Genomic DNA, 12811 nt, shown 5'->3' with positions numbered 1-12811 from the left:
AGGATCAAATCATGTCCAGCACCCTCGACAGTCAACTCAACGAAACCCTGCGCGATGCCCTGGTGGCCTACTACCTGGATGAACTGGTACCCAATGCTGCGGAATTTGTCGATAGCGGCTTGAGCGACAAAATCAAGACCGCCAACGACCTCTACGAATACAAACTGTTGGACGTGCAGGTCAGCCAGGCGGTGCCCAGCAGCCCGGTGGCGTCGGCGATTGCCAGCCTGCAGCAGTACATCAACGGCGCGTTGATGGGCATGGAGCCGGGGTATGAAGTCAAGGTCATGGAAGACCATCTGCTCACGCAGTGGCGCGAGATCAACAGCCAGTATCCGATCTGGGCGGCCAACCAGCAGTTGCGTTATTACCCGGAGGTGTACATCGACCCCTCATTGCGCATGAGCAAGTCGACCTACTTCCAGCAACTGGAAAACGACATCAACCAGAACAAGATTCACATCGACACGACTCAGGAAGCGGTGCTGAGCTATCTGGCCAGTTTCGAAGAAGTGGCCAACCTGACCATCATCAATGGCTACATCTCCACCGATGATTTCAAGAACGGCATGTACTACTTCATCGGCAAGTCCCGGGCCGAGAGCGTGTATTACTGGCGTTCGGTGGACATGTCCCAGCGTACCTACAAGGACATGAGCGGCAGCAACCCTGACCGGCCCAAATTCGATTATCCGCAGCCGGGCGCCTGGTCGGATTGGCACAAGGCCAACCTGCCGATCTCGGCCAGTGCCATCGAGCGCACGATTCGGCCGGTGCTGTTTAATAACCGCTTGTTTGTGTTCTGGGTCGAGTGCATCGACAACAACCCTCAGGCCTTGACGGTAGAACACGACACGGCCCCGGATCCGGGCATGCCGCTGACTACGGTCAAGACCAATCCGATGTTGCGGCTGAACCTGGTCTACAAGAAATACGACGACAGCTGGAGCGTGCCGCAAACCATTATCGAGGCGTGGAGCGAGGCGCCACGGTTCAAGACCGAGGATCTGGATAAATGGGTCGAAAGTATCACGGTGCACGACAGCTCGACTTCGCCCGACTCGATGTTCGTGGCGATGTATGCCGGGTATACCGCTGGCGCTGCTCAGGATGGCGTACACGACCAGTATGATTTTTTGAAAACGGCGATGATTGACAAGAACTTTAATGTCACGGAGTTGTTTCCCAGTCGCGGGTATGTGCCCAGCGTTGGGACTGCGGCAGATATAAAGGCGCCACATGTATTAAGGGTAGGGCGGATATTTGCGCTCGATAATAAAACACGGTTTCAGTTTAGGCTGCCTGCGTTTACTGTTGCACTGAAAAGTGTCGAGACGAGTTCGCCGAATACGGCAGGAGAGCCATGGAATTTTCGAGGGTGGCAAACTAAAATTCGCACGCCTGTCAAGGATGTTGATGTGAGATTTAATAAGCTTGCACAGCGTCTTGAATTTGATTCAAAAATATCCAGTAGTTTCTCTTGGTCGCCACGACTCAAAACGTGGTTGTTTTCGACGCGGGACAGTTATGGCTTTAGTTGGAGATTAACGCTGATAACCTCAGATAATCCAACTCCTCCGTATGAGGAACTGCTTTCAGGTTCGAAGTTGGAAATGATAAAAGGTCCGCCGGTTGGGCCTGGATCGAAATATTATTTCGGCTTGAGAGTAAACTGGAATCCGGGTTTCTTTGGAAGCATAATAAGGGACAGTGCCGAAGTCGAATATTGTACATTGCCGGGAATGCCTGATGGGGCCTCTGTTTCGCTTGCCGGTAAGGTGATTTTGGAATTGGCACTGATTTATTTAGTGGATAATCCGGAGCTTGTTGTTAGTGGGTCGATTGGGTCCCCTGATAATTATAGTCATGAGCTAGATGGTTATATGGAATTTCAAAAAGAAGCTTCTTATAACTTCCAGAATCTTATTCTAAGACCAGCAGATCTGAACAATTTTACCCCTGCTCATCCCGGCTACCATGCGCTGCATTACTCTTCGGCGCTTTTGGAGAGAAATCCACCTGATACGCAGACAATATCCATCGCCATCGATCCTGAAACGCTGCTACCGGACTGGAATGGCAATTGGCCTGTGGGTGTAAAAAAAATCCCACTGATACATGGCATCAAGGTTTTCAGCAGCGGCCAGGAAATGGGGCACGCGCTTAAACTCACCCTCATTGAGCTTGAACTTGCCCCCCGAGTCACGACTCCACTGATCGCCCCTTACATCAACACCCGCCCCAGCCCAACCCTGGGCACTGCCGAGTTCATCGATTTCACCGGCTCGGGCATTGCTCGCAACGACGACAATAGCGCCGCGCGCCAACCGATCCGCATGAACACCCTGTTCGCCCGCGAGCTGATCAACAAGGCCAACATCGCCCTGGAAAACCTGTTGGACTGGGACACCCAGAACCTCGAAGAGCCGCCCTTGCAGCCACCGTCAGCGGTCAACCGCATGGACTTCCACGGTGCCAATGGCCTGTACTTTTGGGAATTGTTTCTGCACTTGCCATTCATGGTCAGCCAGCGCTTGAACCTGGAACAAAAATTCGACGAGGCCGAGCAGTGGCTGGGTTTCATTTTTGACCCGGCACGCAAAAACGCCAGCAACGGCCGCCCGGACTACTGGAACGTGCGGCCACTGATGGACGACCCGGTGGAGATGGATTACGCCAGCCGCAAACCCGATGACCCGGACGGTATCGCCAGCAGTCATCCCGTGCGTTACCGCAAGGCGATTTACCTGCACTACCTGAAAAACCTGCTGGACCGGGGCGATGCCGCCTACCGGCAATTGACCCCCGACAGCCTCGGCGAAGCCAAGCTGTGGTACGTGCGGGTTCTGGATCTGTTGGGGCCGCGCCCGGACATCAAGTTGGTGGACCACTGGCTGCCCATCACCCTGAAAACCCTGAGTGATTCCATCAGCACCGAACTGCGCGCGTTTGAGCAGCGGCTGATCAGTCAGGACCAATTGCGTGCCGACAGCGCCGAGGCCAACGACGGTCAATCGCTTTATGACTTTGCCGAGCCTGCGTTGTACTTGCGCACTTTTAGCCCTGACCCGACCCTGATGGATCTGGACAGCGATTACTTGCGCCTGCCGATCAACCAACATCTGGTGCGCACCTGGGACATCGCCGAAGCGCGTCTGGATAACCTGCGCAACAACCGCACCCTGGATGGCAAGCCCTTGATGCTGCCGTTGTTTGCCGCGCCGTTGAACCCACGCGACCTGCTGGCGGCCTACGGCCAGGGCGCAGCGTCCGGCGGTGCCGCGCGGCTGCTGGCCCAGGACGTGCCGCATTATCGTTTCAATGTCATGCACAACCGCGCCAGCAGTGCCGTGGAGACCCTGATCCAGTTCGGCAACACGCTGCTGTCGTTGATCGAGCGCAAGGAGCAGGCACAGCTCCACGAGCTGCAAGGCCAGCAAGCCTGGGAGTTCGCGCAGTTTGCCATTGAACTGCAGCGTCAGGCGCAAGTGATCGACGTCGAACAGCGCAAGGCCCTGGAGGCAAGCAAGGCAGTGGTGCAGGGGCGTCTGGACTTTTACACGCGGTTGGCGGATGAAGTGGTGAACGCGGGTGAACAAGGTGCCGCAGGACTGCATTTAGCGGGGCGTGTCGCGGAAGGAGTAGGCGCCGTCGCTAATGCCATTGGTGGCGCTTTAATTGTCCCGCCCAATGCGGTCGGGGCCGTCGGCGGTAAGATCTCAGGTGCGGCCAATGGTGGGGGTGGCGGTGGATCGGTGGGTGGCTGGCGTCTGGACGGCGTAACAAGAATGGTCGCGGCGTTCGCTTTCGGCCTGGCCTCTGGGTTCCACGGCGCTGCCGAGGCGACGGACCGCGCCGAGAGCTTTCGCCGCCGCCATCAGGAATGGAAGCAGGCTCGTGATCAGGCCCAGCTTGAAATACAGCAGATCGATGCGCAGTTGAAGGTGCTTGAACAACAAGCCCTGGCCACGACCGTGCAGTTGAACCAGGCGCACGCCGCCCAGGAACAGGCATTGGCCAGTTATGAATTCCTGCGTACCCGCTTCAGCAACGCGCAACTCTATCAGTGGCTCAACGGCCAGTTCGCGACCTTCTATTACCAGGCCTACGACGCCACGCTGGCGCTGTGTCTGGCCGCCGAAGCCTGTTGGCAGTTCGAAATCGCCGACTACACCAGCCGCTTCATCCAGGTCGGCGCCTGGAAGGACAGCTACCGTGGCCTGGGAGCCGGTGAGTCATTGAAATTGCAGTTATTGAAAATGGAGTCGGCCTACATCACTCGCAACGAACGACTGCTGGAAATCACCAGGACCGTGTCCCTGCGTCAGCTCAAGGACCAGACCCCGGATTCAGAGATGAACCAGGACTGGCCCACCATTGAGTTGCGTTTGGAGGAGGAGGGTGACGTGGCATTCGAACTGACCAGGGCGATGTACGAAAGTGATTACCCAACGCACACGCTGCGGCGGATCAAACGCATCAGCGTGACCTTGCCGGTGACCCTGGGCCCGTATGAAGACATCTGCGCCACGCTGACGCAAACGTACAACGCCGTACAGATCGGTGACAGCCTCAAGGAAAACCTGCGGGCCAGTCAGCAAGTGGTGTTGTCCGGCGGTGTGGCGGATGACGGGTTGTTTGTCTTTGATTTCAACGATGAGCGTTACTTGCCCTTCGAGGGCACTGGGGCGATTTCCCGCTGGCTATTGCACTTTCCCAATCACGTACAGCAAGAGGCAATGATCAAGAGCTTGACCGACATCATTGTGCAGGTCCAGTACACGGCCAAGTCGTGAGCCCGGTGATGGTGACGATGAACGCGCAAGGTGGAGCCAGCCAGTGAACAGCCCATCGATTCACTGGCAGACTCCGCTGTTGAGTGTCCGCGCCCCTCGTGCAATGACGGTGCGCAGGGTGCAGTTCTGGCGCGACACTCCTGGCTTGCCAGCACAGGCGCGCGTCAACCGTAGTGCCTTTGACAGTGCCGGCAGGGCGGTGGCCGAGTGGGACCCGCGTCTGGGAATGGAGCCATCGGCGCCTGCCAATCTGGCGACGATATACTCGCTGAGTGGCAAGGTGCTAAGCACTCTGAGCGTGGATGCGGGGCTGCGGGTCAGTCTGTTTGCAGAGGCTGGACAGGTCGTGCAGAGCTGGGATGGTCGGGGCGCTCAGCGTCGCGTTGAGTACGATGCTCTGTTGCGTACCGTGGCATTGTTTGAACAGGCACGCTCTACGGAGCGTTACGAATACGGCGCTGCGCAGCTTGCCTTTGCCGACCACAACCAATGCGGCCAATTGATTCGCCACGATGACCCGGCGGGGACGCGACACTTCAACGCGTTCGGGTTGACAGGCGCATTGCTTGAGCAGACGCAGCACTTTCTGCGAGACCTGGATTCACCGGATTGGCCAATGCCAATCAATGAGCGCAATGTGCTGCTTGAGCCGGGCGAGGGTGCCCGCACCGTTTGGTGTTTCAATTCCCTGGATGACCGGTTGGAGCAAACCGATGCCCAAGGTAATCGCCAGCGTTTCAACCAAACCGTTGATGGCCAGTTGCGTGATAGTTGGTTACACCTGAAAAGCACGACCGAGCCCCGGCAAATGGTCCGCGCGATGGATTACAACGCCAACGGCCAGGTTGAACGTCAGATTTCAGGCAACGGCGTCATCAGTCTGTTCGACTACAGTCCCTCGGATGACCGGCTCATTCGCCTGCGGGCCTTGCGTGCCAACCACCAATCGCTGCAAGACCTGAGTTACCGTCACGACCCGGTGGGTAATATCCTCTGCATCAATGACAAGGCGTTGCCCATTCGTTACTTTGCCAATCAGCGTATCGAGCCGGTCAGCTGTTACGAGTACGACAGTCTGTCGCAATTGATCCGGGCTACCGGTTGGGAGGCCGGGAGTGCCAATCGCGGACCGTCCAAAATCGAAGACCCCAAAGCCGTCGCCAATTATCAGCAGACGTATCGTTACGATGCCGGCGGTAATTTGCTGGAACTGACTCATCAAGGGCCCCAACGACATGGCCGTGTTTTGACCGCAGCGAAATTCAGTAATCGTTGCTTGCTGGTACAGGATGGACGCCCGCCGACAGACGCTGAAATAGCAGGAGCGTTCGATGAAAGCGGCAATTTGTTGAGGCTGGAAAAAGACCGGACACTGAGTTGGGACGTTCGCAATCAACTTCAACAGGTGTGCCCGGTAGAGCGCGAGTCGGAGCTCAACGACACGGAGCGGTACATCTACGGCGGTGGTGGCATGCGTCAACGCAAGATACGCTCGGCCCACACCCATGCACGCGCAGTCATCAGCGAAACCCGCTATTTTCCAGGGCTGGAAGTACGCCGCGTAGATGATGACATACTTCATGTCATCACTGCCCAAGCCGGGCGCACGACGGTGCAAGTGCTGAATTGGGAAAGTGCGCCGCCCAACAACTTGGCCAATGACCAATACCGCTACAACCTCGCCGACCATCTCGGCTCATGTGCTCTGGAATTGGACCACGAGGCCAAGGTCATCAGCCGTGAAACCTATCACCCGTTTGGCAGTACGGCGTTCAGTGAACGGGGAGATTCGAATGAGGTGAGTTATCGCACGTTGCGTTACTCGGGCAAGGAGCGGGATGCGACGGGGCTTTATTACTATGGGCTCAGATATTACATCCCGTGGTTGCAGCGTTGGACAACGGTTGACCCGGCGGGCATCGCTGATGGGCTCAACCTATATTGCATGGTCGCGAACCGCCCCCTGGTTTTTCGTGACGCTAATGGTCAAGTCCGAGGTTTGCCAGAGGGTGTAGTGGTGAAGGATGAGCGCGATCCTCGGCAGAATGTTGTAGGTGCTGATCAGGCCAACCCTGTCATAGCTAGGGAACTAGATTTACCCCCTGAAATGTCACACTCAGTGGAATCAACTGTGGGTACATCAATGGCCAATGCGTCTCTACCCCGATGGACTCCTTTGCAATACCTGGCGGCGCATAAGGACAGTCAGCGAACATTGGTCGTGGGATGTGGTGCCAGTCCGCAAAACGTGACCAGCATGGGTGGCATTCGAGGAGGTGCCTGTTCTTTGGGAAGCTCCCATGAGCATGACTTTACGGTGGATATCGATGCGGGAGCGAACGCGGACCTTACGGCTGACCTGGTCACTTACAGAGGCACAGATCTTGGTCGAGATGGGTTGCAGCAGTTTGACGTGATCAGTTTTGAGTATCTCTTCAGAGGACCGCGTAATCCATTTAAAAATGAGCACATTCAGGCCTGGATTCAAGCAGCCGATGCATTGTCGCGGCCAGGAGCCGAGGTTTTTTTCTTTAATGGCCATGCCCCGTACAGAGAGGTTGCGGCGCAAGAATTGAGGCGGCTGAGTTACTCAGTGAGGGAAGAAAGCAGCAATCCTGGAAACCGCCGCGGACACGTATTCGTTGTGGGTAAAAAACCAGGGAATTCTCTTTTCAGCAAAATCAGAAAATTGTTTTGATTGGAAAAAACCCCCGTCCAGTTTACTGCGGATAGTGCACGCAGCAGACCGGACGGGGGCTTTTGTTTTGCTTGATGCTTACTGCGCGATCGTCTTCACCGATACCCCACGCTCAACCGGCGTCGAGCGACCATAGATATCCTCAAACCGCTCGATATCGTCCTCCCCCAAATAACTCCCCGACTGAACCTCGATGATTTCCAGCGGGATTTTCCCCGGGTTTCGCAGGCGATGCACCGAAGCGATCGGAATGTAGGTCGATTGGTTCTCGGTCAGCAGGAACACGTTCTCGTCACAGGTCACCTCGGCGGTGCCGCTGACCACGATCCAGTGTTCGGCGCGGTGGTGGTGCATTTGCAGCGACAGGCAGGCGCCCGGTTTGACCGAGATGTGCTTGACCTGGAAGCGCCCGCCCATGTCCACCGAGTCGTAGGAGCCCCACGGACGGTAGACCTCGCAGTGGTTCTGGGTTTCAGTGCGGCCCTGTTCGTTGAGGGTGTTGACCATCTGTTTCACGCCTTGGACCTTGTCCTTGTGGGCGATCATCATGGCGTCCTTGGTTTCGACCACGACGATGTTTTCCAGGCCGATCACCGACACCAGTTTGCCGTTGCCGTGGATCATGCAGTTTTTGCTGTCCTGAATCACCACGTCGCCTTTGGTGACGTTGCCGTTGGCGTCTTTTGCATTGACTTCCCACAGCGACGACCAGCAACCGACATCGCTCCAGCCGGCGGTCAACGGCACGACGCAGGCGCGTTGGGTTTTTTCCATCACCGAGTAGTCGATGGAGTTGTCCGGGCAGCAGGCGAAGGTGGCTTCGTCGAAGGTGATGGTGTCGGCGTCCTGGTGGCTGCGTTCCAGGGTCAGCAGGCAGGTGTCGTAGATGTCCGGATCGTGTTTTTTCAGCTCTTCGAGGAAACGGCTGGCGCGGAACAGGAACATGCCGCTGTTCCAGAAGTAACCGCCGGACTGGACGAACTCGGTGGCGCGCTTGACGTCGGGTTTTTCGACGAAGTGCGAGACGCGGCTGACGCCTTCAGGCAGCAGCGAGTCGTTGGTCGACTTGATGTAGCCATAGCCGGTTTCCGGCTTGGTGGCCGGCACGCCGAACAGCACCATTTCACCGTTTTCGGCGGCGACGGTGGCTAGGGCCAGGGCGCGCTGCAGGGCTTTCTGGTCCTCCAGTACGTGGTCGGCCGGCAGTACCAGCATCAGCTCGTCGCGACCTTCGTTGACCAGCATCATCGCGGTCAGGGCCACGGCCGGCGCGGTGTTGCGACCGAACGGCTCCATCAGGATGCGCTGGGTTTCCAGCTTGCGGGCGCTCAACTGCTCGTTGACGATGAAGCGATGGTCTTTGTTGCAGACCACGATCGGCGTGTCCATGCCTTCGAACACCAGGCGTTCCAGGGTTTGCTGGAACAGGGTGTGTTCGCCGGTCAGGGCGAGGAACTGCTTAGGGAATTGTTTGCGGGAAAGCGGCCAAAGACGTGAGCCACTACCACCTGACAAGATCACCGGAATCATGTTGTTACTCCTTGAATATCGATTGGTTAGAGCTACTGCGTTCTGTCGTTTCACTCTTGTTTTTGTTCCGTGTCCGGATTGACGCCTCGGTCCTCTGTAGGAGCGAGCCTGCTCGCGATGGACGTCAACGAAAACGCGTTCTGTCTGGGTAAACGCGTTGCCCTGACGTTTTTCGCGAGCAGGCTCGCTCCTACAGGGGGGACATGTGTCAGTCCGGAAAATTTGTTAGCGCGTCGACACCGGGCGTTTCACCCAGACCGGCGACAGGCTGCTGCCGCTGCCGGTGACGTACAGCACCGCGGCTTCACCGCGTTCCAGGGCGACCGGTTTCACGTCGCCGACTTTGGTGGTGCCGTCATACAGCGCCAGGCTGACCTTCACCGGGTTGATTTCACGCTCGCCGCGACCCTTGGGCGCAACGTTCGGGACCACGTCGGTCTTGCCATCGGCGGTCTTCAGGGTCAGCGCCTTGTCGCTCAGGTTTTGTACGCGGACCAGGGACTTCTGCTTGTTCTTGAACGGCGGCTCTTCGATCAGTTGCGGTGCGCCGCTGGCGTTGTTGACCAGGGTGTAATAGTGGTCGCCGGCCAGTTTCACCGGCAGGCCCTGGCTACCGACCTTGGCGCTGTAGTCGCCGCCCGGCATGAAGCTGAAGTCACTGCTCGACAGTGGCGCGACATCGCTCAGGTTGGTGCTGCCGACGGTGGCGCTGACTTCGGCGCTGCTCGCGTTGTAGATGCGCACGAAGGTCGAGCCTTTCGGTGCGGTCGGGCCGTACAGGGCGGCGTCGCCACCGGCGAAGGCCTGCATCGAAAGCACGCTCATGCCCGCAACGAGGGCAAAGGTCTTGGCGAGACGACGAGGAGTAGTAGTGAAAGTCATGGTGTACCTCTCTTTCAGTTTTGCGCCCGGTCGGGCGTCTCGGATTTGTTGTTGATGGCTACGTTTTGTTGGCGGGCGCCGGCTTGTTTAAGCTCTGCGACCCACTGCGGGTCGGCGTCGCCGATTTCGTTGTTCACAGGCAGATATCGTTCAGGGAACTCCCAGATCAGCACCTGTGGCGGGCTGTTCTTGAAAGCATCGCTTTTCAGGTAGCTGAGCATCGGCAGGATCGGGCCGTGGCCGTCTTCGGCGTAATTGACCACGTCGCTGTGCAGTGCTTGTTTCAGTGCGCCGACAAAATTCCAGTTGGGGTTGGCGCTGTAGCTGGTGCCGATCAGGGCCACCGGCACTTCGGTGTTGGCGAACAGGGCGTCGTCACCGGCTGGCTGGTCATCCGCTGCCACGGTGTTGCGCTTCTGCAAGGGTTCTGCCTTGGGCATCAGGTTTTCGAACAGCGGGTCCAGTGGCAGGAACAGACGCAGGTCGCCCTTGTGCGTGACGGTTTCTGCAGGTTCAGTGACGAAGCGCTGTGGCTCGCCACTCAACGGGTACTTGTCGGCGATGGTCTTGGCCAGACGGTTGGCGGCGATCTCGGCGCCTTCCGGGGTCCAGTGGGTGTCCGTGCGCAGGAACACTTGCTGGCCATTCTGCTTGGCCTGTTGCAGCGGGCCGAGCAGGTCAGGGGCCGGAATCCGGTCGGCGGCCAGGCGCTGGTGGAAGTCCTGGTAGAGGTTGGCGTGAATGCTCGCCGGTTTCACTTCACCGAGGTGTTCCGGGTACAGGCGCACCTTGGCCGGCACCACTGCCATCACCAGTTGTACGCCTTTGGCTTTCAGCGTTTGGCGCACGCCTTCGACCAGCGCGTAGTTGCCTTGCAGGTTCAACTCTTCGTTGACCACCGGGTGGAATTCTTCATCGCTGTACAACCACTGGTCGCGGCCGAGCACCACGCCCGGACGACCTTCGTTGAACAGTTTGAAATCCAGCGCGGCCCAGAGATTGGTGCCCAGGCGCTTGATCGGGAACTCGTCGTCGTAGTGCGTTTCCACTGCCTTGGTCCAGCGACCGTTGAGCACGGTCGCATCGGCGTTGGTGCTGAAGCCGAAGAAGCTGCGCACCGACCACAGACCGAGCACCAGCAGGGTCACCAGGAACAGCGCGATGTAGAAGATGCGTAATGAGCGGGTCATGGTCAGATCCCTCAGAACTGGAAGTAAAGGAACGGCGAGAAGCTTTGCGCCGAGAGTTTGAGAATCGAGGCGATGAACAGCAGCAGCACCAGCGCGCGCATTGCGTAACGCGACCAGTCAGCGGTCCAGTAGGCCGGTTGCACCTGGGCGTCGACGCCGACGGTGTAGCCAGGCTGGTGGATGTTCGCCGGGTTATCCCCAGGCGCGGCTTTGATCAAACCCGGTTCAGCAGCGGCGGGGCCATCGCTGTCGACGTTCACCGCAGGCTTGGTCTTCACCGGAGGCTGATTGGTGTAGAAGTCACGGATGCCGAAGAACGCCAGGGTCACGTAAGCCACGATCAGCGTCGCCACTTGCAGGCCGGTGAGGCTGGCCTGGTTGAGCTCCGACAGCGACCATTCGCCGAAGCTGAACATCGCGCCGTACATGCGCCCGGCGACGTGCAGGTTCTCTGCGCGGAAGATCACCCAGCCCATCACCACCAGCAGGAAGGTCAGGGCCCAGCGGATCGGGTTGATGCTGCGTGGCGAAGTGTTCAGGCCCAGGGCCTTTTCAATCGCCAGCCACATACCGTGCCACGCACCCCAGACGATGTAGGTGATGTTCGCGCCGTGCCACAGACCACCGAGCAGCATGGTCAGGAACAGGTTGCGATAGGTCATCAGCGTGCCTTTGCGGTTACCGCCCAGGGTGATGTACAGATAGTCACGCAGCCAGGTCGACAGGCTGATGTGCCAGCGCCGCCAGAACTCGGTGATCGACTGGCTGATGTACGGCTGCTTGAAGTTTTCCATGAAGCGAAAACCCATCATCAGGCCCAGGCCGATGGCCATGTCGCTGTAGCCGGAGAAGTCGAAATACAGCTGCGCGGTGTAGGCCAGCGCGCCGAGCCAGGCATCGCCCGTGGTCGGGTTTTGCAGGGCGAAGCAATGGTCGGCCACTACCGCCAGGGTGTCGGCGATGAAGACTTTCTTGATGAAACCCTGCATGAACCGCGTGCAACCCTCGGAGAACTTGTCGAGGGTGTGGGTGCGGTTGTTGAACTGGTCGGCCAGGTCGCGGAAACGCAACACGGGGCCGGCGATCAAGTGCGGGAAGATCGCCACGAACGCCGCGAAGTCGATCAGGTTGCGGGTTGCCGGGGTGTCGCCACGGTAGACGTCGATGATGTAGCTGATGGACTCGAAGATGTAGAACGAGATACCGATCGGCAGCAGCACGTGGGTCAGGATGAACGGCGAAAGACCCACCGATGTCATCATCGCGTTGATGCTGTCGACGCCGAAGTTGGCGTACTTGAAGTAGCCGAGGATGCACAAGTCGACGGCCACGCCGAGCAGCAGCCAGCGCTGCGCCGGTTTGGTCCGAACGCCTGCGGCGCCGACTTTCAGGCCGATCCAGTAGTTCCACAGCGTGACCGCCGCGAACAGCGCGAGGAAGTCCACACGCCACCAGGCGTAGAACACGTAGCTGGCAATCAGCAGCAGCAAATTGCGATAGCGTTGCCCGCTCAGGTAGTACAAGCCGAGGAAGATCGGCAAGAACAAAAACAGGAACACGTTGGACGAAAAAACCATCCCGATCTCTCCTTGTTTGAACCAACAGTCAAGGGCCAACGGCCCCCCCAAACCCCCCATAGAAACTGGGGGATGTCTTGCATTCAAAGCCACCGCGATCCCTTGTAGGAGCCGGCTTGCTGGCGAAGGCGGCAGATC

General features: G+C 58.2%; 6 protein-coding genes. 2 read left to right on the top strand and 4 right to left on the bottom strand.

What is annotated here, in order from left to right; all coding sequences use genetic code 11:
• Positions 1-11: 11 nt before the first annotated feature.
• Positions 12-4796 (top strand): neuraminidase-like domain-containing protein, encoded by a 4785-nt coding sequence (locus QMK54_RS25780; RefSeq protein ID WP_320401553.1) that lies wholly within the window; start codon positions 12-14, stop codon positions 4794-4796.
• Positions 4797-4839: 43 nt separating this feature from the next.
• Positions 4840-7494 carry an RHS repeat-associated core domain-containing protein gene (locus QMK54_RS25775; protein ID WP_320401552.1) on the top strand — a complete coding sequence of 885 codons (2655 nt, stop codon included), beginning with the start codon at positions 4840-4842 and terminating at the stop codon, positions 7492-7494.
• Positions 7495-7572: 78 nt separating this feature from the next.
• On the opposite strand, the gene QMK54_RS25770 is transcribed toward QMK54_RS25775, so the two are convergent.
• From QMK54_RS25770 to QMK54_RS25755, 4 genes are all read right to left on the bottom strand, one after another.
• On the bottom strand, positions 7573-9024 hold the full coding sequence (locus tag QMK54_RS25770; RefSeq protein WP_110659741.1) for a mannose-1-phosphate guanylyltransferase/mannose-6-phosphate isomerase: 1452 nt from the start codon (positions 9022-9024) through the stop codon (positions 7573-7575).
• Between the two features lie 225 nt (positions 9025-9249).
• Complete coding sequence (locus QMK54_RS25765; protein WP_320401551.1) at positions 9250-9906, bottom strand: alginate O-acetyltransferase AlgF; 657 nt, start codon at positions 9904-9906, stop codon at positions 9250-9252.
• A 14-nt stretch (positions 9907-9920) separates the two neighbouring features.
• Complete coding sequence (locus QMK54_RS25760) at positions 9921-11096, bottom strand: alginate O-acetyltransferase (RefSeq protein WP_223592460.1); 1176 nt, start codon at positions 11094-11096, stop codon at positions 9921-9923.
• An 11-nt stretch (positions 11097-11107) separates the two neighbouring features.
• A complete protein-coding gene (locus tag QMK54_RS25755; protein ID WP_320401550.1) occupies positions 11108-12673 on the bottom strand; it encodes an MBOAT family protein in 1566 nt (521 codons plus the stop codon).
• Positions 12674-12811: the final 138 nt, after the last annotated feature.

The organism is Pseudomonas sp. P5_109 (genome assembly GCF_034009455.1).
GTDB lineage: Bacteria > Pseudomonadota > Gammaproteobacteria > Pseudomonadales > Pseudomonadaceae > Aquipseudomonas.
Note: the sequence above shows the minus strand (reverse complement) of the source record. Positions and strands in the feature narration are given on the sequence as shown.